Annotated in this window: 23 protein-coding genes; 14 read left to right on the plus strand and 9 right to left on the minus strand. The window is 59.8% G+C overall.

The genetic code is table 11. The features are described from left to right. Nucleotides 1–105: 105 nt before the first annotated feature. Nucleotides 106–741, minus strand: coding sequence for a hypothetical protein (locus tag VIN96_RS01195; RefSeq protein ID WP_331893587.1), 636 nt, complete (start codon nt 739–741; stop codon nt 106–108). A 172-nt stretch (nt 742–913) separates the two neighbouring features. Between VIN96_RS01195 and dapB the strand changes: the two genes are divergently transcribed. Further along, nucleotides 914–1,711, plus strand: a complete 798-nt coding sequence (gene dapB, locus VIN96_RS01200) for a 4-hydroxy-tetrahydrodipicolinate reductase (RefSeq protein ID WP_331893588.1) — start codon at nt 914–916, stop codon at nt 1,709–1,711. Between the two features lie 2 nt (nt 1,712–1,713). Here dapB and VIN96_RS01205 read toward each other — a convergent pair whose 3' ends face one another. Next, nucleotides 1,714–2,226, minus strand: a complete 513-nt coding sequence (locus VIN96_RS01205; RefSeq protein WP_331893589.1) for a DUF2244 domain-containing protein — start codon at nt 2,224–2,226, stop codon at nt 1,714–1,716. A gap of 116 nt (nt 2,227–2,342) precedes the next feature. Between VIN96_RS01205 and nth the strand changes: the two genes are divergently transcribed. Next, nucleotides 2,343–2,975 carry an endonuclease III gene (gene nth, locus VIN96_RS01210; RefSeq protein ID WP_331893590.1) on the plus strand — a complete coding sequence of 211 codons (633 nt, stop codon included), beginning with the start codon at nt 2,343–2,345 and terminating at the stop codon, nt 2,973–2,975. A 1-nt stretch (nt 2,976) separates the two neighbouring features. Here nth and VIN96_RS01215 read toward each other — a convergent pair whose 3' ends face one another. Both VIN96_RS01215 and VIN96_RS01220 read right to left on the minus strand, forming a co-directional pair. Continuing rightward, on the minus strand, nt 2,977–3,390 hold the full coding sequence (locus VIN96_RS01215; protein WP_331893591.1) for a hypothetical protein: 414 nt from the start codon (nt 3,388–3,390) through the stop codon (nt 2,977–2,979). Nucleotides 3,391–3,400: 10 nt separating this feature from the next. Next, the gene (locus tag VIN96_RS01220) at nt 3,401–4,162 is read right to left on the minus strand and encodes an EI24 domain-containing protein (protein WP_331893592.1); all 762 of its coding nucleotides are present in this window, start codon (nt 4,160–4,162) and stop codon (nt 3,401–3,403) included. Between the two features lie 240 nt (nt 4,163–4,402). On the opposite strand from VIN96_RS01220, the gene VIN96_RS01225 reads away from it, so the two are divergent. The 12 genes from VIN96_RS01225 to VIN96_RS01280 all read left to right on the plus strand — a co-directional run bounded on the left by VIN96_RS01225 (nt 4,403) and on the right by VIN96_RS01280 (nt 17,800). Beyond that, nucleotides 4,403–5,413 carry an adenosine kinase gene (locus VIN96_RS01225; RefSeq protein WP_331893593.1) on the plus strand — a complete coding sequence of 337 codons (1,011 nt, stop codon included), beginning with the start codon at nt 4,403–4,405 and terminating at the stop codon, nt 5,411–5,413. Nucleotides 5,414–5,437: 24 nt separating this feature from the next. Then, nucleotides 5,438–7,258 carry a translational GTPase TypA gene (gene typA, locus VIN96_RS01230; RefSeq protein ID WP_331893594.1) on the plus strand — a complete coding sequence of 607 codons (1,821 nt, stop codon included), beginning with the start codon at nt 5,438–5,440 and terminating at the stop codon, nt 7,256–7,258. 129 nt (nt 7,259–7,387) lie between these two features. Beyond that, nucleotides 7,388–8,320: an ABC transporter ATP-binding protein gene (locus VIN96_RS01235; protein WP_331893595.1), complete on the plus strand. Its 933-nt coding sequence runs from the start codon at nt 7,388–7,390 to the stop codon at nt 8,318–8,320. Then, entirely contained in the window at nt 8,317–9,078 is a 762-nt protein-coding gene (locus VIN96_RS01240) for an ABC transporter permease (RefSeq protein WP_331893596.1), read from the plus strand. The genes VIN96_RS01235 and VIN96_RS01240 overlap by 4 nt, the downstream gene beginning before the upstream one ends. A 91-nt stretch (nt 9,079–9,169) precedes the next feature. Next, nucleotides 9,170–10,471, plus strand: a complete 1,302-nt coding sequence (locus tag VIN96_RS01245) for a 2Fe-2S iron-sulfur cluster-binding protein (RefSeq protein WP_331893597.1) — start codon at nt 9,170–9,172, stop codon at nt 10,469–10,471. Between the two features lie 4 nt (nt 10,472–10,475). After that, nucleotides 10,476–11,057: a hypothetical protein gene (locus VIN96_RS01250; protein ID WP_331893598.1), complete on the plus strand. Its 582-nt coding sequence runs from the start codon at nt 10,476–10,478 to the stop codon at nt 11,055–11,057. Further along, on the plus strand, nt 11,054–12,517 hold the full coding sequence (locus VIN96_RS01255; protein ID WP_331893599.1) for a hypothetical protein: 1,464 nt from the start codon (nt 11,054–11,056) through the stop codon (nt 12,515–12,517). Before VIN96_RS01250 ends, VIN96_RS01255 begins: the two co-directional genes overlap by 4 nt. An 80-nt stretch (nt 12,518–12,597) precedes the next feature. Continuing rightward, nucleotides 12,598–14,118 carry a sensor histidine kinase gene (locus VIN96_RS01260; protein ID WP_331893600.1) on the plus strand — a complete coding sequence of 507 codons (1,521 nt, stop codon included), beginning with the start codon at nt 12,598–12,600 and terminating at the stop codon, nt 14,116–14,118. A gap of 75 nt (nt 14,119–14,193) precedes the next feature. Beyond that, on the plus strand, nt 14,194–15,549 hold the full coding sequence (locus VIN96_RS01265; RefSeq protein ID WP_331893601.1) for an AmpG family muropeptide MFS transporter: 1,356 nt from the start codon (nt 14,194–14,196) through the stop codon (nt 15,547–15,549). A gap of 126 nt (nt 15,550–15,675) precedes the next feature. Beyond that, nucleotides 15,676–16,206, plus strand: a complete 531-nt coding sequence (ppa, locus tag VIN96_RS01270) for an inorganic diphosphatase (protein ID WP_331893602.1) — start codon at nt 15,676–15,678, stop codon at nt 16,204–16,206. A gap of 74 nt (nt 16,207–16,280) precedes the next feature. Continuing rightward, nucleotides 16,281–16,814, plus strand: coding sequence for an O-acetyl-ADP-ribose deacetylase (locus tag VIN96_RS01275; protein ID WP_331893603.1), 534 nt, complete (start codon nt 16,281–16,283; stop codon nt 16,812–16,814). A gap of 38 nt (nt 16,815–16,852) precedes the next feature. After that, nucleotides 16,853–17,800 (plus strand): hypothetical protein, encoded by a 948-nt coding sequence (locus tag VIN96_RS01280; RefSeq protein WP_331893604.1) that lies wholly within the window; start codon nt 16,853–16,855, stop codon nt 17,798–17,800. A 28-nt stretch (nt 17,801–17,828) separates the two neighbouring features. Here VIN96_RS01280 and VIN96_RS01285 read toward each other — a convergent pair whose 3' ends face one another. The 5 genes from VIN96_RS01285 to VIN96_RS01305 form a co-directional block, all read right to left on the minus strand. Beyond that, on the minus strand, nt 17,829–19,421 hold the full coding sequence (locus VIN96_RS01285; protein WP_331893605.1) for an inorganic phosphate transporter: 1,593 nt from the start codon (nt 19,419–19,421) through the stop codon (nt 17,829–17,831). Nucleotides 19,422–19,545: 124 nt separating this feature from the next. Then, nucleotides 19,546–20,091, minus strand: coding sequence for a pyridoxamine 5'-phosphate oxidase family protein (locus VIN96_RS01290; RefSeq protein ID WP_331893606.1), 546 nt, complete (start codon nt 20,089–20,091; stop codon nt 19,546–19,548). A gap of 131 nt (nt 20,092–20,222) precedes the next feature. After that, nucleotides 20,223–20,912 carry a hypothetical protein gene (locus VIN96_RS01295; protein WP_331893607.1) on the minus strand — a complete coding sequence of 230 codons (690 nt, stop codon included), beginning with the start codon at nt 20,910–20,912 and terminating at the stop codon, nt 20,223–20,225. 61 nt (nt 20,913–20,973) lie between these two features. Beyond that, on the minus strand, nt 20,974–23,241 hold the full coding sequence (locus tag VIN96_RS01300; RefSeq protein WP_331893608.1) for an NADP-dependent malic enzyme: 2,268 nt from the start codon (nt 23,239–23,241) through the stop codon (nt 20,974–20,976). Nucleotides 23,242–23,283: 42 nt separating this feature from the next. Beyond that, nucleotides 23,284–23,775: a hypothetical protein gene (locus tag VIN96_RS01305; protein ID WP_331893609.1), complete on the minus strand. Its 492-nt coding sequence runs from the start codon at nt 23,773–23,775 to the stop codon at nt 23,284–23,286. Nucleotides 23,776–23,852 lie beyond the last annotated feature (77 nt).

Genomic DNA, 23,852 nt, shown 5'->3' on the forward strand with positions numbered 1-23,852 from the left:
TTTATTTTTCTGTTCGTCTTATGCGTGTGGACCGACCGGCCCGGCATTATGTGGGCGGGATGGCCCATTGAAATCAGCACGATGTTGAGATGGTTTAGACCGTGTTCATGCTTGGGTGCGTTCCGCGACCAGCGCCAGTGGCGCCCAGTAATCGCCCGCGCGGCGTTTTTTGACGCGACCAGCGATGATGTTGAGACGGCGGTGCTTGCCACCCAGCGTGACGCGCCAGTCTTCGAGCTGTTCGCGGAACTGGCTCACGCGGGATTTAATGACCTGCTGGCCGTGCATGCTCTCGGCCATGGTGTTGAACATCACCGCGCCGAATTGCAAGGTGTTGCCGTCAACACCATCGCCCATCAAATACAAAATTCTTTCCACATCGGTTTTGATTTTATTCAGGGATTGGACGTCGCGTTTGATTTCGAACGCGGCGCGCGGCTCTTTGCTGGCCGCCCAGCACATCAAAATGTCGCACCGGCCGTCGCCGCGACCGTGCGTGTGTGTTGAACTGAGGTGATGACTGCGCCGTTCAGACCGGGCTTGGCTGAGTTGGAATTCCAACCAAGTCAGATGGTTGGGCGCGCTTTTGCCTAGTTTTTCCGCGACATTGACGGTCAAAAGGTATTCCGGTGCGCGATTGAGATAGACGCTGTTGGAGGTCAACGCGCTGAATTTACGTTCCGCCGCCTGCATGCCGTTGAAAGCGGCGCGAATAAGGTCTTGCTTGGTAACACGTTTCATATGGAAGTCTCCGTTCTGGATACATGCTAAAATGTTGCGGTATAAACCACATACATCATGAGATGTAGACTCTCCTGCGGCGGTTGTGCGGCTGGGTTGGGGCAAGGGTGTGGTGTTTGATTTGTGATGGTGATAAAGCTGTCGCACGCAACACTAAAGACGGGTTTGAGTTATGAAGATCGCAATTGTCGGCGCCGCCGGGCGCATGGGTCGCATGTTGATTGCCGCTGTTCTTGCGGCCGATGGCGCTGATCTGGCGGGCGGTAGCGAAGCCGCAGGCCACCCGGACATGGGCCGTGACCTGGGCGAGTTGATCGGCGCGGACGCTGTCGGCGTGACCTTGACGTCGGATCCGCGGGCCCTGTTCGAGGCCGCCGACGCGGTGATCGATTTCACCGTGCCCACTGCCACCGCCGCACACGCGATGCTGGCCGCCGAAAGCGGCACGGCCTTGATCATCGGCACCACCGGACTGGACGCCGCCCAACAGGCCGCTGTCGACGCGGCGGGTGAAAAAACCGTAATCGTGCAAGCAGCCAATTATTCGGTCGGCGTCAACGTGTTGCTGGGTTTGGTGGAAAAAGCCGCGCAAATCCTGCCTGATGCCTACGACATCGAAGTGTTGGAAATGCACCACCACCACAAAGTCGACGCCCCTTCTGGCACCGCGCTGGCCTTGGGCCATGCGGCGGCAGCGGGTCGCGGTGTGGTGTTGGACGAGGTGGCCTGCAAAGCGCGCGACGGTATCGTCGGGGCGCGCCCGCGCGGCGAGATCGGCTTTGCCACCCTGCGTGGCGGCGATGTGGTCGGCGATCACACGGTGATGTTTGCAGGTCCCGGCGAGCGGGTGGAAATCACCCACAAGGCCTCATCGCGCGAAGTCTTCGCAGGCGGCGCGGTACGCGCAGCCCAATGGGCAAGTTCGCAACAGCCGGGCGTGTATTCGATGAAAGACGTGCTGGGTTTTTGAGCTTAGGGGGTTGGCGCAGACTTCAGGCGCCGCAACACATCCTGAATTTGATCGGCGGTGCGGTTTTTTTCCGATGCGGATAAAAACCGGCCGATTTCAACAGCATCGCCATGACTGCGAATTTCCAGGGCAGCGTTTTCGGTCGGTGATCCGCTGAACGACACCTGCGCCCAATAGGCGGGAAAATCCTTCGTTTGCTGACCGCTCAAATCGCGGCGGGTGATATGCACGGCGTCGGCGGTGATCTCGATGGTTTCGACCACTTCGGTGCGGCGGATGAAGATGTGCACCATACCGGCGATGAATATGAACTCCGCGCCGAAAAAACCAAGCAGCGGCCAGCCGCCCATGGAGATGGTGAAAAACAGCCCGGCGATGAACCAGAACACTCCCAACACGGCGCAAAAGCCATAGGCCACGCGCGGGTCGGCGCTACGCCGGGGCCGCAACGTCATGATAAACGCTTTCAGCCCACCGTTTGTTTCCATGCGTTCGGCAATATCGATGGTTTGCATAAAAAATATGTGGAGAAGTTTGAAAAATTTTTCCACAAAAAAATGAATCTGCGGGAGGGGTAAAGTCCACGTCTGGGGCTTGGAAACCATGCGCGATTTGCTTTAGGCTGACGCCCATGAAAAAAGCCGATGTTCAAGAATTCTTCACACGCCTGCGCGCCGCCGATCCGGAACCGAAGTCGGAGCTGAATTGGACCAATCCCTACACCTTGGTGGTAGCGGTTTCTCTGTCCGCGCAAGCCACCGACGTGGGCGTCAACAAGGCCACCGAAAAGCTGTTCAAGATCGCCGACACGCCGCAAAAAATGCTCAAGCTGGGACTGGGCGGACTGAAGGACCACATCAAGACCATTGGCCTATACAACAACAAGGCCAAGAACGTCATCGCCATGAGCCAGATGCTCATTAACGATTTTGGCGGCGAGGTGCCGCGCGACCGAACGGATTTGGAAAAGCTGCCCGGGGTCGGGCGCAAGACCGCCAACGTGGTGCTCAACGTGTGCTGGGGCGAACCGACCATGGCGGTGGACACGCACATCTTTCGCGTTTCCAACCGCACCGGGTTGGCCCCGGGCAAGACCGTCTTGGCGGTGGAAAAAAAGCTGCTCAAGGTGGTGCCCGCCGAATTCATGGTCCACGCCCATCATTGGCTGATCTTGCACGGACGCTATGTGTGCAAGGCGCGAAAGCCCGACTGCGCGGTGTGTGCGGTGCACGATTTGTGCGCGTTCAAGGGCAAGACGCTATAGATCAATTCTGCAGCATGGCAAGGCAACGGTCGCGGTCGGTGTTGTCGCCTTTGATGTTGCGCGCGTCGAAATGCAGTACGTGCGGCACGGCGTCATCGCCTTCGACATATAAAAAGACGTTGAGCACGCAAACGTGATTTTTGTACTGCCAGATGTTGGCAGTCTTTTCGCTGCGCACGAACGCCGGCTCGCCAAGCCTGGACTTCAACCAATCGCCGTCACGGCCCAGCAGCTGCGCGCTGGTGATTTTGGGTTTTGCCGAGGTGATGGTGACCACCTTTTCGGTCGGTGCGGCGAGCGGCGCGGCGGGTTCGCTGTTGACCGTTTCCGGGGTCACGGCCGGCGCGCCCGGGGTGTTCGGCGCGGCACAAGCGGCGAGGGTCAGGATCGCAGCGCAGGCGATGAGCTTTTGCATCAAACTTCCGTTACGTCTGGGTTGGCGGGGTGTTGACGGGGGGCACGACGACGTCGCCCGAACCGCGTGACGGCGAAGGCTTGTCGGAAAGATTGTCTTTGGCACGCCACGCTTCGAACAGATGCACCGTCGCCGCGGTGGCGAGGATCGGTGCGATCAGGTTTAAGATCGGCACGGTCAGCATGAACGCAAACCCGGCCCCGGCGAAAAACAGCGGCGTGCGCCAGCGCAGGCGCATCAGGTTGGCGTCCGCGACGCTCAAACGGCGCAGCGCCACCAGCTCGAAATATTCGCGGCTCAGCAGGTATCCGTTGAGCGCCAGATAGATGAACGGAATAAACGGCCACAGCGGCACCACCACGAACAGCGGCACGATCAGCAAGTTGAGCCCAACCGTCACGCCCAAGAACTTGATCGCCGGACCGATGCTTTCGGCCAGGCTGGCGCCCGGGGCCATGGCAAGGTGCGGATAGTGGCGCTGCTCCACCGCATCGACGACCTTGTCCAGCATCAATGCGCCGATGGCGGTGACCACGGCGGGAAACAGCAGCCACGTCAAAACCGGTGCACCGAGCAAGGTGACGAAATCGAACAGCATCTCCAACGGACCGATGGCGATGAACGTGGTCGCTTTGAGCAAAACGACCAACGCGATGAACAAGCCGACGAAAATCGCCACCGACCAACCGATCGACGCCCAAATCACCGCACGGGTCTTGGGGTCGGACAATTGTTCGAACGCCTTAAAATATGCGGTAAGAATGCGGCCCATGCGGTTCGGTCTCCGAAAATCAAAGTCGTGTGACGCGTTGTGTCAGAAATAGACATGAACGCGGGCAGACGCAAGGGTGGTGCCCCCACAACGGCGTTACGCGGCGGATTGCGAATGAAAACGGCGTGAATTTCAGCGTCTTTTTTCAACCCTTGCCCCACCGGCTTTCGTCGCTATACTGCGCGGAAATTGTGGGCTCCCGGCTTCGGGGGCTTCTTTCTGTTTTGAGGAGTGAGCGATATGTCGGGTGCGGGCGAAAACGCACGGTTTGACGTGGTGGGGATCGGCAATGCGATCGTGGACGTTTTGAGCCACGAGACCGAAGACTTTTTGACCCGCCACGGCATGACCAAAGGCACCATGGCGCTGATCGACACGGCCGCCGCCGACAAGCTGTACGCCGACATGGGCGCGGGCATCGAGTGTTCGGGCGGGTCCGCCGCCAACACCATCGCCGGTCTGGCGTCGTTGGGCGGCAAGGGCGCGTTCATCGGAAAGGTCAAGGACGACACGCTGGGCAAGGTCTTCCGTCACGACATCTCGGCCATCGGCGTGCATTTCGCGACCGATGCCGCGACCGACGGCGCACCCACCGCACGCTGCCTGATCCACGTCACGCCGGATGCGGAGCGCACCATGAACACCTATCTCGGTGCATGCGTCGAGTTGGGTCCCCACGACGTCGATCCGAGCGTGATCCGCACCTCCAAGGTGACGTACCTGGAAGGCTATTTGTGGGACAAGGAAGACGCCAAGGCGGCGTTCGTCAAAGCCGCCGTGCTGGCCCATGAAGCGAACCGCGAGGTGTCGCTGAGCCTGTCCGATCCGTTTTGCGTCGATCGCCACCGCGACAGTTTTCTCGATTTGGTCGAAAACCACGTCGACATCCTGTTCGCCAACGAAGACGAAATCAAAGCGCTCTATCAAGTCGACAGTTTCGACGACGCCCTGCAACACGTGCGCGGGCATTGCAAAATCGCGGCGCTGACCCGCAGCGCCAAAGGCTCTGTCGTGATCAACGGCGACGAGGTGCACATCGTCGATGGCGAGCTGGTCAAGCACGTCGTGGACACCACCGGCGCGGGCGATGCCTACGCCGCGGGCTTCTTGTTCGGTTACACCAACGGACACGCAGATGATCTGGCGCATTGCGCGCGGCTCGGCGGCATCGCCGCGGCCGAGATCATCAGCCACTTCGGCGCGCGTCCCGAAACCCCCCTTAACGAAGTCGTCGCCGCCAAGCTCGGCTGACGCAATTTAAAAAGGCATCCCCCGATGAACCTTCGCAATATCGCGATCATCGCTCACGTTGACCATGGCAAAACCACCCTGGTCGACGTGCTGTTGAAACAATCCGGCACGTTCCGCGAAAACGAAAAAGTCTCCGAACGCGCCATGGACAGCGGCGAGTTGGAACGCGAACGCGGCATCACCATCACCGCCAAGCCGACCTCGGTCGAATGGAAAGGCACGCGCATCAACATCGTCGATACCCCGGGTCACGCCGACTTCGGCGGCGAAGTGGAACGTATCTTGTCGATGGTCGACGGCGTGTTGCTGTTGGTCGACGCCGCCGAAGGCGCCATGCCGCAAACCAAGTTCGTCACCGGCAAGGCGCTGAAGCTGGGCTTGAAGCCCATCGTGGTGGTCAACAAGGTCGACAAACCCGAACAGCGCGCTTTCGAAGTCCAGGACGAAATCTTCGATCTGTTTTCGGCCATGGACGCGACCGAAGAACAGCTCGACTTTCCGACCATCTTCGCCTCGGCCAAAAACGGCTGGGCGGCGTTGGAGCCGGACGGCCCACAAGACAACATGGACGTCATCTTCGACGCCATTTTGGACCACGTGCCCGCGCCGAAGGTGAACCTCGAGGCGCCGTTCTCGATGCTCGTCACCACCTTGGAAAGCGATCCATTCTTGGGCCGCATTCTCACCGGGCGCATCGAAACCGGCGTCGCCAAGCCCAACATGACCATCAAGGCCCTGAACCGCGAAGGCGAGGTCATCGAAACCGGCCGCATTTCCAAGCTGCTGGGTTTCCGCGGCCTGGACCGCGTGCCGGTCAACGAAGCCGGTTCCGGTGAACTGGTTGCCGTCGCCGGCCTGGTCAAGGCCACCGTGGCCGACACCCTGTGCGATCCGCAAGTGGCCGATCCGATCTCGTCCCAGCCGGTCGATCCGCCGACCTTGTCGATGATGTTCGCCGTCAACGACAGCCCGCTGGCCGGTACCGAAGGCACCAAGGTGACCTCGCGCATGATCCGCGACCGCCTGTTCGCCGAGGCCGAAGGCAACGTCGCGCTGCGCATCACCGAGTCCGAAAACAACGAAGCCTTCGATGTCGCCGGTCGCGGTGAACTGCAATTGGGCGTGTTGATCGAACAGATGCGTCGCGAAGGATTCGAGCTCACCGTGTCGCGTCCGCGCGTGGTGATGCAGGAAATCGACGGCAAGCGTCATGAGCCGTTGGAAGAAGTCACCGTCGACGTCGACGAAGAATACGCCGGCATCGTGGTCGAGGCGATCTCGTTGCGCAAAGGCCAGATGAAGGAAATGCGCCAGGCCGGTGCGGGCAAGACCCGCATGGTGTTCCACGTGCCGGCGCGCGGCATGATCGGGTACTTGGGTGAATTCCTCACCGAAACGCGCGGTACCGGCATCATGGCGCGGACCTTCCATTCCTACGTTCCCTACGCCGGGCCGCTGCCGGGTCGCCGCAACGGAGTGTTGATCTCCAACTGCGCCGGCGCGACGGTGCCTTATGCGTTGTTCAACCTGGAAGGCCGCGGGCCGTTGTTCGTCGGCGCCCAGGTGAAGGTCTACGAAGGCATGATCATCGGCGAGCATTCGCGTCCGGGCGATCTGGAAGTGAACCCGCTCAAGGGCAAGCAGCTGACCAACGTGCGTGCGTCCGGCACCGACGAAGCGGTGCGCCTGACCCCGCCGCGGCGCATGAGCCTGGAACAGATGATCTCCTACATCCAAGACGACGAGCAGGTGGAAGTCACGCCGAAAAACGTGCGTATGCGCAAGCGTCACCTCGACCCCAACGTGCGCAAGCGCGAATCGCGCAAGGCCGAGGCCGAGGGCTAAGCCCCTCGTTCCGACAAACAAAAAGCCCGGCGTTCGATACGCCGGGCTTTTTTTGTGTCGCACACGCTTGACGAACGGTGCTTATGGTTGTGCTATGGCGGCCCCTCGAAAGTGGAAGGCCAGGCCTTGATGCAAACGGACACGTTGATATCCATCGAAAACCTATCGAAGACCTACGCCACCGGCTTCGCGGCGTTGAAGGGCGTCAGCCTCGACATTCGCCGGGGTGAAATCCTCGCGCTTTTGGGACCCAACGGCGCGGGCAAGACCACGCTGATCAGCATCGTTTGCGGCATCGTCACCGCCAGTGCGGGGCGGGTGACGGTGGCGGGTTTCGATATCGAGGCCGACTACCGCCAAACCCGCGCGCTGATCGGACTGGTGCCGCAAGAGCTGACCACCGATGCGTTCGAAAGCGTGTGGGCGACGGTGAATTTCAGCCGCGGCCTGTTCGGCAAAAAGGCCGATCCCGCCTACATCGAAAAAATCCTCAAGGACCTGTCGTTGTGGGACAAGAAAGACAACCGCATCATGGAGCTGTCGGGCGGTATGAAGCGCCGGGTGCTGATCGCCAAGGCGCTGTCGCACCAGCCGGAAATCCTGTTCTTGGACGAACCCACCGCCGGCGTCGATGTGGAGCTGCGTCAAGACATGTGGCGGCTGGTGCGCGATTTGCGCGCGGCGGGCACGACCATCATTTTGACCACCCATTACATCGAGGAAGCCGAGGAAATCGCCGACCGCGTCGGCGTGATCAACAAGGGCGAAATCGTGGTGGTCGAGGATAAAGCCGATCTGATGCGCAAGCTGGGCAAGAAGCAGCTGGTGCTGGAACTGCATCAAACTCTCGATGCGGTGCCGGGCACCTTGGCCGACTTCGATCTGGAACTCAGCGGCGACGGCGCGCACCTGATCTACACCTACGACACCCAGGCCAAGCACACCGGCATCACCGCACTGCTGGGCGCGCTGCACGACGCCGGGGTCAAGTTCAAGGACCTCAACACCACGCAAAGTTCGCTGGAAGACATCTTCGTCAATTTGGTGAGGGACGCGTCATGAATTTTTATGCGGTCAAGGCCATCTATCTGTTCGAAATGGCGCGCATGTGGCGGACCCTGTTTCAAAGCGTGGTCTCGCCGGTCATTTCCACGTCGCTGTATTTCGTCGTGTTTGGCTCGGCCATCGGTTCGCGGATTTCCGAAATCGACGGGGTCGGCTACGGTTCGTTTTTGGTGCCGGGGCTGATCATGCTGTCTTTGTTGACGCAAAGCGTGTCCAACGCGTCGTTCGGCATCTATTTCCCCAAGTTCACCGGCACCATCTACGAACTGTTGTCCGCGCCCATTTCGTCGTTCGAAATCATCTTGGGCTACGTCGGCGCGGCGGCCACCAAGTCGATGATTTTGGGCCTGATCATCTTGGCCACGGCGGGCCTGTTCGTGCCGATCCAGGTGGCGCACCCGGTGTGGATGGTGGCGTTTTTGGTGCTCACGGCGGTGAGCTTCAGCCTGTTCGGCTTCATCATCGGGGTGTGGGCGGACAACTTCGAAAAGCTGCAGATCGTGCCGTTGCTGGTCGTCACGCCCTTGGTGTTTTTGGGCGGCAGCTTTTATTCGATCCACATGCTGCCGGAATTTTGGCAAAAGGTGACGCTGTTCAACCCGGTGCTTTATCTGGTCAGCGGCTTCCGCTGGAGCTTCTACGAAATCGCCGACGTCGGCATCGAACTCAGTCTCGCGATGATCGCCGCGTTCCTGTTCGCGTGCATGGGCATCGTGTGGTGGATCTTCAAAACCGGCTATCACGTGAAAAAGTGATTGGCGCTCTTAACAACCGCCCCTACACACAGTATGGTCATTGGGCCCGAGGGGAAGGGCTTAACCTAGATGTCTGAATGACCGCGACTTTATGACTGCTTTAGAGCTGTTTTTATACATCATGCTGGGGGCCTTGGTGCAGGTCGCGATCGCCGCTTTCGTGGTACTGGTCAAGCGCTGGCGCGATTTGCGGTTCATGGAAAAGCGCCTCAGTGGTCTTGAGGTTCCGACCCCCGGCGAACCGATCCTCGACGATCTGAAAGCCGCGTTCCAGCCCGGCCGCAAGGGCGGGCCGTGGAAGGGTGAACGGCCCTTTCGCGTCGCCAAGCGCGAAATCGAATCACCCGACGGCAAGATCTGCTCGTTTTACCTGGAACCCGAAGACGGCGGGCCACTGGCCGATTTCAAGCCCGGTCAGTTTCTCACCTTTCAGCTCGACATCGCCGATGAGGCCGTAAGCGGCCCGCCCAAGGCGGTGACGCGGTGCTATTCGCTGTCCGATGCGCCGGGTGGTGGGCGCTACCGGGTGTCGATCAAGCGGGTGGAGGCGCCGTTCGACAAACCCGACGCGCCGCCGGGCCTGTCGTCGAGTTACTTTCACGACCACGTCGACGAGGGCGACGTGCTCAAGGTCAAAACACCCAGCGGCCATTTTTATCTGGAGCGCGGCACCAGCCCGATCGTGTTGATCGCGGGCGGCATCGGCATCACGCCGATGATCTCTATGCTCAACGACGCGCTGACCCACAACCCGGATCGCGAAGTGTGGCTGTTTTACGGTGTGCGCAATTCCGCAGAGCAAGCTATGCAAGAGCATCTGCAGCGTCTCGACGGGCGCTATCCGAATTTTCATCTGCACGTTTGCTACAGTCGTCCGCTGCCAGGCGATCAATTGGGCCGCGACTATCAACACGAGGGCCGCGTCGACGTCGATCTGCTGCGCCGAACGTTGAAGTTCCAGGTCTACGATTTTTACATCTGCGGCCCGAGGGCGATGATGGAAAGCCTGGTTCCGGCGCTCGACGACTGGGGCGTGCCCGACCAGCACATTCATTACGAAGCGTTCGGCCCGGCCTCGATCCCGCGGCCCAAGCGCCAGCAAGCCGAATCGGCGGAGACGCAGGACGAAGCGCCAGGTCCCGTCAGCGTCACCTTCGCGACGTCGGGCAAAACCGTGCCATGGGATCCGGCCTGCGAAAGTTTGTTGGAGTTCGCCGAACAACACAACATCGACATCGCGTCGGGCTGTCGCGCGGGCGGCTGCGGCAGTTGCCAGACCGTCATCCAAAGCGGCGAAGTCAGCTACACCCACAGCCCCGATTTCGATCCCGAGCCGGGCACCTGCCTGATGTGCGTGTCGCGCCCCAAACGCGATCTGACGGTGGAGGCGTGAGCGCATGGAAGTGAAATCGCTGCTGCGTCAGGAAGTCGCGCCGTTCTTCGCCCAGTTCGCCATGCTGGTGGCGGCGGCGATCGTGTCCGATCAAGTGCTGCACGCCCTCGATCTGGTGTGGGTGGGGCGTTATCTGGGCATTCCCGGCACGCTCTTGATCGTGCTGTCGTTCCTCTATTCGCTGCGCAAGCGCAAGATGATCACGGTGGGCAGTCCCAAGGCGCTGTTGTGGCTGCACGAAACCCTGACCTGGGCGGGATCGCTGATGGTGTTGGTGCACGCGGGCATCCACTTCAACGCGGTGCTGCCGTGGCTGGCGATGATCTTCATGATCATCAACGTGCTCAGCGGCATGGTCGGCCAACGTTTGCTGCACCGTTCGCGCCAGCACCTGAAGGAAAAGGAAGAGCGCTACCGATCCCACGGAATGAGCAAGGAAGAGGTCGAGCGCGAGGTGTTTTGGGATTCGGTCACCTATGACCTGATGGCCAAATGGCGCATTGTGCACTTTCCCATCTCGTTCGTGTTCGGCGTGGTGACGCTCGGCCACATCGTGTCCATCTTCATGTTTTGGGGGTGGAAATGAGCCGTCTGGTGAAAATCGTCTTGTGGCTGAACATGGGCGTGCTCACGGTGCTGGCGTTCCTGTACGCCAACCTGATGATCAGCCCCGGCCATCTGATTGACGGCCACAAGGATATCGAGGGCGATTGCTTCGCCTGCCACACCTTGTTCCTGGGCGCGGCGGACGACAAGTGCGTCGAGTGTCACAAGGTCAAAGACATCGGACTGCGCACCACCAAGGGCATGGTGGTGCCGCCCAAGGCCCAGGGCAAGACCCCGGTGGCGTTCCATCAAAAGCTGGTCGGTCAGGAATGCGTCGCGTGCCATTCCGATCACGTCGGCATCGCCATGTATCGCGCCCAGTTCAAGTTCTCGCACAACCTGTTGGACCAACAGACGCAAAAGGACTGTGTGGCGTGCCATGCCAAACCGGTTGATAACATCCACAAAAGCGCCTCGAGCGAATGCAGCCAGTGCCACACCATCGAAAAATGGAAGCCCGCGACCTTCAAGCACGAGCTGCTGCCCAAGGCCGAGCTGGCCCAGTGCGTAAGCTGCCACAAGGCCGCGACGCCCAAGGACAAGCTGCATCAAACCAGCACCGAAAAGTGCGGCCTGTGCCACGTTACCGACAAGTGGAAACCGGTCGAATTCAAGCATGCGAATTTGGCCAAGGCGGACCTGGAAGACTGCGCGGCGTGCCATACGGCGCACACGCCCAAAGACAAGCTGCACCAAAACGTCTCGAACAAGTGCGGCCTGTGCCATGTCACCGACAAATGGAAACCGGCGACCTTCAAGCACGACTTGCTGCCGAAGGCGGAACTGCAGCAATGCGCCAGCTGTCACAAGGCTGCGACGCCGAAGGACAAGACCCATGACGGCTTGAGCACCGAGGTTCGCGACCAGTGCGGTCTGTGCCACAAGACCGACAAGTGGAAGCCTGCGACCTTCAAACACGACCTGCTGCCCAAGGCGGAGTTGCAACAATGCGCCACTTGTCACAAGGCTGCGACGCCGAAAGATAAGACCCACGACCGCCTGACGGAGGAAATGCGCATCAAATGCGGCATCTGCCACAAGACCGAAAAGTGGAAGCCGGCAAGCTTCAAGCACGATCTGCTGCCCAAGGCGGAGCTGGAACAATGCGCAACGTGTCACAAGGCGGCGACGCCGAAGGACAAGACCCACGACCGCCTGACGGCGGAGATGCGCATCAAGTGCGGCATCTGCCACAAGACCGAAAAGTGGAAACCGGCCGGCTTCAAACACGACCTACTGCCCAAGGCGGAACTGCGCCAATGCGTCAACTGTCACGCCGCCAAGGCGCCCAACGACGACCGTCACCGCAATGCGTCCAAACGCTGCGGCAACTGTCATTACACGGACAAATGGAAACCGGTGAAAAAACGCAATGTCACGCCGTCGGGCACATCGTTAGGTAACGGCTGGTGGTTCAACGGTGGCGGTGACGACGATTAAGCTTTGAAATTCCAAGATTTGTCATAATAATCAGATCCGTGTAATCTGTTCGCACAGGGCAATTGCGTCGGGGGGACGCGGTGGCGATAGATCGGCAATTGCGTCAAAGAGCGTACGGCACGTTGATGCTGGCGTTGATCTGGACGATATCGGTGGGCGGGTTGTTTATCTGGAACAACCGGTTGGCCCACACGCATACCCGTGACATGGCCCATGAGGATGCGATCAGCGCGTTCAACAAGGACCAAGCCCTGCGCCGATGGGCGGCAGGGCACGGCGGCGTCTATATGGAGGCCACCCGCGGTGTAAAGCCCAGCCCGTTCATGGAACACATCGAAGAACGCGACATCATGACCCCATCGGGACGTATGCTGACGCTGGTCAATCCCGCCACGATGGTGCGTCAGATCATGGACGAGTACGCGCAGCTGTACGGCGTGCAGGGCCGTTTGGTGAGCCTCAATCCGTTTCAGCCCGACCATCTCGCCGATCCGTGGGAAACCGCCGCCATCGAGGCGTTTCAGCGCGGCGCAGAAGAGGTGCGCGAAATTACCACCATCAACGGTGAAGAATTCTTTCGCATGATCCGCCCCATGGTCGCCACCAAGGTCTGTCTGAAATGTCATGGCCTGCAGGGGTATGAGGTCGGTGACGTTTTGGGCGGGGTCGGCACCATGGTGCCCATGAAACCGTATCGTGTTCAGCTGGCCGAGTTTTTGAAAGGCAACGCGATATCGCACGGTTTGACCTGGATGCTGGGCCTCTTCGGTCTGACGGCGTGGCACGTTCGCGGCATTAAAACGGTGCGCGAACGCGAAACCGCGCGCACCAAGCTGGAAGATTTGGTGAAAGAACGCACGGCCGAATTGGAAGCGGCGAAAAAAGAGGCCGAAGCCGCCAACGAGGCCAAATCCAAGTTTCTCGCTTCGATGAGCCATGAGCTGCGCACACCGCTCAACGCCATCATCGGGTTCAGCGATTTCATGAAGCTCAACATCGACGGCAATCTGAACGAAACGCAGAAAAGCTACATCGACGACATCCACTTTTCCGGCACCCACCTGCACGGGCTGATCAACGAAATTCTCGAACTGGCGAAAATCGAAAGCGGGGAAATCCGCCTCAACATTGTGCCGGTCGACCCCAACCATGCCCTGCGTCAAAGCATCACCGCCAACACCCCGATGATGGAAAAGAAAAGCGTGCAGCTGCATAATCGCTGCGCCACACAGGGCGCGCCAAAGGTTTTGGCGGACGAAAACCGCCTGACACAGGTGTTCATCAACTTGGTTTCCAATGCCATCAAGTACAATCGCGACGGCGGCGAAATCGATGTGTCGTGCGAAGCCGCTACGGATGGACGGTGGCGGTTCGTGGTGGCCGATACCGGTCACGGCATTCCAGCCGCACGTCAAGACGAGATCTTCCAGCCATTTCACCGCCTGTCGGAAGAACAAGACAAAACCGAAGGCACCGGCATCGGTCTCACCATCGTCAAGGAACTGATCGAACACATGGACGGCCGGATCGGTTTTTCTTCCATCGAAGGCGAGGGTTCTAGCTTCTGGTTCGAGTTGCCGACCGCGGGCGACGAAGCCTAAATTCCCCGCTCGCCATTAACGCGATCTCAAGACCCCGGTCCGACACTGAGCGTTCGAATTTTTGCGGAGACTTTCATGCGCTCTTGGCTGCAATCGGCCCAGGTTTATCGCGACCGCCGGGTCTTGTCGCTGTTGTTTTTAGGCTTTTCCAGCGGTCTGCCGTTCGGCGTGTTGGCCGACCCCTTAAGCGCGTGGCTGGTGGACGAGGGCGTGTCGAAAACCACCATCGGCTTGTTCGCGCTGGTCAGTTTGCCGTATGCGATCAAGTTTTTGTGGTCGCCGTTGATGGACAAGCTGGCGTTGCCGCTGTTCACGCCGCTGTTTGGGCGTCGGCGCGGCTGGGTGCTGTTCACGCAGTTGTTTTTGCTCGCCTCGATCTTCGCCATGGGCTTGACCCAGCCCGGAATCGATCCGTGGTGGACGGCGGTGTTCGCCCTGGCGGTGGCGTTTTCGTCCGCGTCCCAAGACATCGTGGTGGATGCCTATCGCATCGAGATCCTCAGCGAAGACAAATTGGCCGCCGGTGCGGCGACGGCGGTATTCGGGTGGCGATTGGGTCAGGTGGGTACGGCGGCGGCAGGTTTGATTTTCGCCGATATGTTCCCGTGGCAAAGCGTCTTTATCGCCATGGCGGCGCTGGTCGGGGTCGGCATCGTGGCGATCTTGATCAACCCCGAACCCGACGTGGCGATGACGCCCGAAGCCGAGCAGCGCGAGCAGGCGGTCGAGGAGTTTCTGGAACGCAAACAGCATTTACCGCCGCGTCTGGCCGAAGCGATGGCGTGGCTTTACGGCGCGGTGGTGTGCCCGTTCGCCGATTTCATGACCCGGCGCGGCTGGGTCAGCATCGTGCTGTTCATCTTGCTCTACAAATATGGCGACGCGATCTTGGGCGTGATGAAAACGCCGTTTTTCTTGGAGATCGGGTTCACCAAGACCGAAATCGCGGCCGTGGCCAAGGTGTTCGGCTTCAACGCCATTATCGCGGGCGGCATCCTGGGTGGTGTGGTGTTGGCGCGGTTCGGCATTCTGCGCGGGTTGTTGGTCTGCGGCGTGCTGATGGCGGCCTCCAACCTGGTGTTTGTGGCTCAGGCTTGGGCCGGACCGGATGTGCGCATGTTGGCGGTGACCATCGCGGTCGAAAACATCACCACCGGCATGGGAACCACCGCGTTCGTGGCTTATTTATCAAGCCTTTGCCACGTCGCTTACACCGCCACCCAGTATGCGTTGCTGACCTCGTTCATGGCGTTTTCGCGCACCATCATGTCGTCGGGCAGCGGTTGGCTGGCGGATCGGGTGGATTGGGTGACGTTTTTCATCCTCACCACCGTCGCCGCGTTGCCGGGCCTGATACTGTTGGTGTGGATGATCAAACGCTTTCCCCCGGAAGAGCAGAATCCACCGGCTGAACCACGGGCGTCCGCTTAAAACGGTTTTGAAAGAGGTGGACGACCCGCGCAATCCATGGCATACACGCCCGCAGACACTTTTATTGTGCGGCGCAACATGCAGGTTGCCCTTTCTTGATTTTCCCAAACCAGAGCGGCTTTCACTATGGATATCACCAAACTCCCCATCGGCGATAACGCCCCCGAAGAATTCAACGTCGTCATCGAAGTGCCCATGGGTGGCAATCCGGTGAAGTACGAGCTCGACAAAGAATCCGGCGCGATGTTCGTCGATCGCTTCCTGCACACCGCGATGCACTATCCGTGTAACTACGGCTTCATTCCCCACACCCTGTCCGACGACGGCGACCCGGTCGATGCCGCCGTGCTGGGCCAGCACGTGGTGGCCCCCGGCGTGGTGATTCCGTCGCGACCCATCGGCGTGCTGATGATGGAAGACGAAAGCGGCGTCGACGAAAAGATCCTGTGCGTGCCGGTTCACCGCCTGCACCCGTACTACGAAAACGTCGAATCCTATACCGACGTGCGTCCCATCCTGGTCGAACAGATCGCGCATTTCTTCACCCACTACAAAGATCTCGAGGACGGCAAGTGGGTCAAGGTGATGGGCTGGGAAGGCCCCGAACGCGCCAAGGAATTGATCCGTGAAGGCATTGCCCGCAACGCGAAAAAATAATCGCCGCGCAGCGTTTTGAAATTCGAAAGGGCGGTCCGCGCAAGGGCCGCCCTTTTTCGTGCTATAGTGCGACTATGATGAGCATCGTTTTCGAGCGCATGCAGGTGATCCAGGCCGACATCACCACCTTGGATGTCGACGCCATCGTCAACGCCGCCAACAGCTCGCTGCTCGGCGGCGGCGGGGTGGACGGCGCGATCCATCGCGCGGCCGGGCCAAGTTTGTTGGCGGCCTGCCGCACCTTGGGCGGGTGCGCCACCGGCGACGCCAAATTGACGCCCGGTTTCGACTTGCCCGCGCGTCATGTGATCCACACCGTCGGGCCGATTTGGCATGGTGGCGCAAAGGGTGAGGATGCGGCGCTGGCGTCGTGCTATCGCCGCAGCCTGCAGATCGCGGCGGATCACGGTTTACAATCCATCGCCTTTCCGGCCATTTCCACCGGGATTTACGGCTTTCCGGCGGACCGCGCTGCGCAAATCGCGATCGCCGTGGTGGCGGACTTTCTCGCCGCACACGACCACCCGGCGACGGTGACGTTTTGCTGCTTCGGCCCTGAAAGCACCGCTTTGCACATGCAAAGCCTGGAAGCCGCGCGTCAGGCTTGATAAGCTGGGCGTAGATCATAATTGGGGAGGTTTCGTTTATGCCGTTCGCTCACTGTCGCCGGGTGTTGCTTGCCACCATTTTCGTCGCCGCGCCGCTGAGTGCGGGTGCGCAGGGCACGCGCTATGAATCGTGGTCGCCGCCGGGCACGACATCGACGCAAACCACGCCGGCCAGCACCGAAAACCTGCTCAAAGATTTGAAAGTCCTCGTCGACGACGCCGAAAAAGCCCGCGCTGCCGACCGCATGTTCCTGCGCGACCTGCGCGATTTGATGGCGCGCTATCAGCGCCCTTGGACCCAGCGCCTGGTGTTCGACGACTTCATCGACGGCGACGTGACCCGCAATCCGACCTGGACCACGGTCAGCGGCGAATTCTGGGTCGAACAAGGCTACGGCCTGCGCTCCAAATCGGTGGCCGGCGCGCCCGCGTCTGGGGAAGCCAACGGCGGTAAGATCAGCAAGGAACAACTCGCGATCTCGATCCTCGGCGCGGTCTTGCAGGGGACCAACAAAAACACCACCAACACCGCCCCGGCGGCGGCCCCTGCGGTCGAAGCCAAGCCCGCGGTGCTCAGCACCCGGGCGCGCATTTCCAACAGTTTCGCGCTGAGCAGCAGCTTTTCATCGTGGAAGGGCGAGGGCAATTTCGCCTACGCCGTCACCCAAGGTACCGGCAGCGCAGGCTATCGCCTGGTCTACAATCCCAAGCAAACCGCCCGCGGGGCGTCTCTTGAACTGGTGCGGGTAACGTCGCGCGGCGAAGGCACCATCGACAGCGCTTCGATCAACACGCTGGAAGATCAGAAAAACCATAGCCTGGAATGGACCCGCGCCACGGACGGCCAGATGATCGTCAGCCTGGACGGCAAAGCAATCCTCAATGCGCGCGACGCCAGCTTTCGCGATCCCTTCGACGCGGTGGCGATCATCAACGCCGGCGCCGACGTGATCGTCAAATCGGTCGAGGTCCTGGGCGTCAAATAAACGATTGGCTCGGGAACTGCAGCAAACGCTACGGTTTCACACCCACCGCGATCATCGCAAAATAGAGGCCTGCCGCCAGCAGCGCGGCCAACGGCACGGTGATGACCCACGCCGCGGCGATGGTCCAGGCGTGTTGGCGGCGCACCAATTTGCGTTGAATGGCTTTTTGTTCCGCGTTGGGCTTGGTGGGGGTATTCGGCGTATCCGTGGCGTGGGCGAGGCCCGGCACGTGCTGCAGTTCGGGTGCGGTGTCTTCAACCTCGTGCATGGCCTCGATCGCACTGACTTCGGCAGCGGCCAACGGCGACAGGCGTCGTCGTTCGGTTGCGCGGCGGTTGAGATATTCGCGCAAGAAACCGACCCCGAACACCCCACCCACGGCGATGTGGGTTGAGCTCACCGGTAACCCCAGGGCCGAGGCGATGATCACGGTGATCGCCGCCGACAGCGCCACGCAGAACGCGCGCACCGGGTTGAGCTTGGTGATTTCCTGGCCGACGGTTTTGATCAGGCGCGGGCCGAACAGCATCAAGCCGATGGAGATGCCCACCGCGCCGACCAGCATCACCCACAGCGGAATGCCCGCCTTGATGACGATTTCGCCGCTGGCCGATGCCGACACGATCGCCGCCAAGGGCCCGACCGCGTTGGCGACGTCGTTGGCGCCGTGGGCGAACGACAGCAGCGCAGCGGAAATGATCAGCGGCAAAACGAACAGCGCGTTCACCGACTTGCGGCGGTTTTCCATGTTTTGAGATACGAACTTGACCCTCGCGCGGGTGGCGTACCAGGCCAAGGCATAGACCGCGAGACCGGCGACGATGATTTCGGTCCAGCTCGACTTGTAGATTTTCTTGATGCCTTTGTTCATCAAATACATGGTGAACGCGCCGGCCATGATCGCGACCACCACGGGGACCCATTTTTGCGCGGCTTCGATCTTGTTGGCCTTATTGAGCACCTTGAGCTTGAGGAAGAACAAAAACCCCGCCGCGATGACGCCGCCCATCACCGGGGAGATCACCCAGCTGGCGGCGATCTTGCTGACCGTGGCCCAGTTGACCGCGCCAAAGCCGGTGGCGGCGATGCCCGCGCCCATGACCCCGCCGACGATGGAATGGGTGGTGGACACCGGCGCGCCCAGATAGGTCGCGAGGTTGAGCCACAGCGCGGCAGCCAACAGCGCCGCCAGCATCGCGGTCATGAAGGTCGCCGCATCGGGCATCAGGCTCGGATCGATAATGCCGCTTTTGATGGTCGACACCACGTCGCCGCCCGCCAACAGCGCGCCGCCGGCTTCGAACACCGCTGCGATCAAGATGGCACCGGTCAGCGTCAGGGCTTTCGAGCCCACCGCTGGTCCGACGTTGTTGGCGACGTCATTGGCACCGATATTGATCGCCATATAACCGCCGATCACCGCCGCTGCGACCACAAACGGGCTGAACGCCATGCCGTGGTTCGAGGTGAACAGCCACACCGCGACCAAAAACAAGAACCCCAACCCGACCCGCGCCATGGCCTGCCCCTGAACCTGGGCGGCGGCTTCGACCTTGGTGATCTTTTTCAGATCCTTGTCGAGCGTGGTTTTGGATTTATGGGGGGTGGGTGTGTCGATCATGGTCTCAAGCTTCCCTCATGAGGCTGCCTCATAGGCGGATAGGCGCGTCTTTTTAATGTGAAAGCTATGTATCAGATTTATGACAATGAAGACAGGTCGGAATTCACCCTGGGCAAATCGCCGATCAGTCGTCCAACGGATAGGGTTTTAAGCCGTCGATGCTGGTGTGATTGCGTTCTTGCCAGTATGTGCGCACGCCGTCCGGGCCGCGCTTGGCCCATTCGTTCACAAGGGCGTCGCGATCACCTTTATAGTCATACAGCGGCACGCCCGTACCACAGGAATCCTGGGTTTGTTCAACGTCGATGATCATGATTTGACGGCTGCCGGGGTGCTTGGGGAACAGTGCCGACAACTCCGCCCACGCGGCGTCGGTTTGCGTCACGACACGTCCACGGCCAAACAACCGCACGATGCGCGGCGTCCCTTGGAAAGCGCAAAACATCACTGTGATGCGGCCGTTTTGCCGCAGATGGGCCGAAGTCTCGTTGCCGCTGCCGGTCAGGTCCAGATACGCGACCTGGTTGGGGCCGAGGATGCGGAAACTATCCATGCCCTTGGGCGATAGATTGACGCGGCCCTGATCGGGGGCCGTGGCGACGAAAAACAGATGTTGCCGCCCGATCAGGTCGCGCTGCTTATCGGTGATCGCATCGTAAAATGTCGCCATGAATCTTCAGAGCCTTGAACCTTTTAGTGGGAAAATCGTATCAGTAAAGTGATGCGAAACGGCAATTTGTTGAGGGTGCTGACTAGATTCGTTTATGACCCAGAGTGGTAATTTATGGGTCAAAATTTGTGTCAGATATTGGAGCGCCCCGGCAGTCGTATACCTTTTCGAGGTGGTATAGATAAGGAACTTAACTCGTTTCTAAAATCCGCTAGCAATAAAAAGACAGCTCTCATTTTTTCAAAATCCAGTTCCACTTTGTCACCTGGCTTGAAACATTTAATAATATTGCATCCAGTAATCTTGGAGTACGCAAGACCATTGTTGTGGACAATGGAATTTCGAAGATGCCTTATGTCTCCCCATATGTCGTAAGCAACATGTTGATTGAGTACTTGTCGTGTTTGTTCGTCATTGCGGGCACCAATGCCAAGAACGCCTTTAGCGATGCCTATCTCAATCCTTAGATATTCTTCCCAATAGCTGTATAGGGCCACGATGCAGTTTGCTCCAAGAATAAGAGTATTCTCACCGTTTTCTCTGTTTCTGGCTTTTACCCGCCCTTGCTGCATCACGGGGGAAAGAGTCATAGGCACTAAATCCTTTCCAGATAATTCTTTATACAAAGTTGTGCATGTATCCAGAAACTCTTCACTTGCGTACTCATGCTCTCCCAAGAATTTCATGACGTCCAACTGCTTTGCCACCATGCGATCATGCAAAACAGAAAAACCTATTATGCTGTCCAAGTAGTAGGTGTGCTGTTCTTCTAGTTTCGCGGCGAATTCATTGAATAAATCTCGTAATCTACGATAGTTCATTCTTATTCATCCTTAGCTCGCAAAATTGAACTAGCGGGCACGACTCTTGTCAGCCTCTTAATCAAATAGCATCATGCGCGGCGAGCGCCGCCAAGTTGACCAGATCGGACACCGTCGCGCCCATCGGCACGATCTGCGCCGGTTTGGAAATGCCCAGCAACAACGGCCCGATCACCGTACCGCCGCCCAACTGCTGCACCAAGCCGGACGAAATGCTCGCCGAATTGAGCCCCGGCAAAACCAACACGTTGGCCGCCGCCGACAGGCGGGTGAACGGGAAGACACGGTGCTGCAGGTCATAATCCAGCGCGACCTCGGCGCTCATCTCGCCTTCGTATTCGAAGCTGACGTGAGAATTGTCGAGGATTTTCACCGCCTCGCGCACCACCTGGGTGCGGTTGGGCATGGGATTGCCGAAATTGGCGAACGACAGCAGCGCCACGCGCGGTTCCTGGCCCAGTTGACGCACCTTGGCGGCCGCCTGGATGGCGGTGTCGGCCAACTGCTGGGCGTCGGGCATGACGTTGACGGCGGTGTCGGACAAGAACACCGTGCGCCCTTGCGCGACCATCAGCGTCAAGCCAACCACAGATTGGTCGGGGCTGGGGTCGATGACGCGGGTGATGTCGTTCAGCGCCACGTGGTAGTTGCGCGTCAGCCCCGTGACCATGGCGTCGGCGTCGCCTTGGGCGACCATGCATGCGGCGAAGATGTTGCGGTTTTGGTTGACCATGCGTTGGCAATCGCGAAACAGCTTACCTTCGCGCTGCAAGCGTTCGTAAACTTCGTCGATATAACGCTCGGTGGCGTCGGACAGTTTGGCGTTGGTGATCTCAACGCCGTCCAATTTGGGCAGACCCAGTTCGCGCAGCTTGTCCAAAACCTGTTCTTCGCGGCCGACCAAAATGGGGAACCCATAGCCGGCATTGTAAAATGCCACGGCGGCGCGGATGGACTTTTCCTCTTCGCCCTCGGCGAACACCACCCGGCGTGGGTGCAGATGAACGTCTTCGAAGATCGCCTGCAGGCTGGGCGCGGTGGGATCGAGGCGCGCGGTCAATTCGTTGCGATACGCATCCATGTCGATGATCGGGCGCTGGGCGACGCCCGATTCCATCGCCGCGTGGGCCACGGCGGGCGGCACGGTGGTGATCAGGCGCGGATCGAACGGCGCGGGGATGATGTACTCGGCCCCGTATTTGAGATGCTGGCCGGAATAGGCCATATCGACTTCGTCGGGCACGTCTTCGCGGGCCAGCGAGGCGATGGCGTGGGCGGCGGCAGCTTTCATGTCTTCGTTGATGGTGGTGGCGCGGACATCCAGGGCGCCGCGGAAGATGTAGGGAAAGCCCAAAACGTTGTTGATCTGGTTGGGATAGTCGGACCGCCCGGTGGCGATGATGGCGTCGGGGCGCACGGCCTTGGCTTCTTCGGGAGTGATTTCCGGGTCCGGATTGGCCATGGCGAAGATGATCGGTTTGTCGGCCATGGCTTCGACCATGTCCGGGGTCAACGCGCCTTTGACCGAAAGGCCTAAGAACACGTCCGCGCCGACCAGCGCTTCCTTCAAGGTGCGCGCGTCGGTGTTGGCGGCGTGGGCGGCCTTCCATTGGTTCATGCCCACTTCGCGGCCTTGGAAAATCACGCCCTTGCTGTCGCACATGATGGTGTTGTCGGCACGCACGCCCAAACACTGCACCAGTTCGATGCATGCGATCGCCGCAGCGCCTGCGCCGTTGACGACGATTTTGAGATCGCTGATGTCGCGTCCGGTCAGGTCGCAGGCGTTGATCAGGCCCGCCGCGGTGATGATCGCGGTGCCGTGCTGATCGTCGTGAAACACCGGAATGTCCATCAGTTCGCGCAGTTGCTGTTCGATGATGAAGCAATCGGGTGCGGCGATGTCTTCCAGGTTGATACCGCCGAAGGTCGGCCCCAGCAACTTGACGCAGTTGACGAACTCGTCGACGTCGCGGGTATCGACTTCCAGATCGATGCCGTCGATGTCGGCGAAGCGCTTGAACAGCACGGCCTTGCCTTCCATCACCGGTTTCGATGCCTGCGCGCCCAAGTCGCCCAGCCCCAGCACCGCGGTGCCGTTGGAAATGATCGCCACCAAGTTGCCCTTGGCGGTGTAGTCGTAGGCCAATTGCGGATCGCGTTCGATTTCTTTACACGGCGCGGCGACGCCGGGGCTGTAGGCCAGCGATAGGTCGTGCTGGGTGGTCAGCGGCTTGGTCGGGTGAATTTCGATTTTGCCGGGGCGTCCGCGGGCGTGCATGACCAAGGATTCTTGGTCGATGGCGCTCATTTTGTCATCGTCGTGCATGGGGAGGTCTTTCAAATGTGGTGCATTTGTCGGTGAGAGGAATTAAGCGCTGCGTTCGTGCATGTGCACGTTGGCGCCATCGAATTTCTGGAGCAGTTCCAGGGCCTGCTGCTCTTTTTCAGGGGTCGCGCAGCTGACCCACAAGATCAGCCCGCCGGCCGCAAGCGCGTTGGTGAAATCTTCGCTGTCGGGCGACGAGGTCACTTCGTCGAGGACTTCTTTCGCCGCCACGCCCGCCGTGGCCGCACCGATGATCGACGCGATCAACGCCGCCGTCGGACCGCCCGCCAGCAAGATCGCACCGGCGGCTACCAAGGGGCCTTCGTATTTGATTTCACCGACCAGGGCGGTGAGCACGTCTTTCCACGGCTTGCCGGGTTCGCCCACGACGTCGAGAGATTCATGGCCGTCCAAAACAGACAGGTCGGGACGTTCGAATCCGGCCTCCAAAAGGTGATGGACGGCGGCTTCGAAACTGGCGCGATCTTTAAAGATGCCGACGGCTTCGCGAACGGTGGTGGCTGAGTTGCTCACGTACGGTCTCCAAGTAGAGTTCTTTATGGATTATCAATGTCTATGTTAGGCCGCTTCGCGCATCAGGCCAAGCGGCT

This window comes from Magnetovibrio sp., assembly GCF_036568125.1.
Classification (GTDB): domain Bacteria; phylum Pseudomonadota; class Alphaproteobacteria; order Rhodospirillales; family Magnetovibrionaceae; genus Magnetovibrio.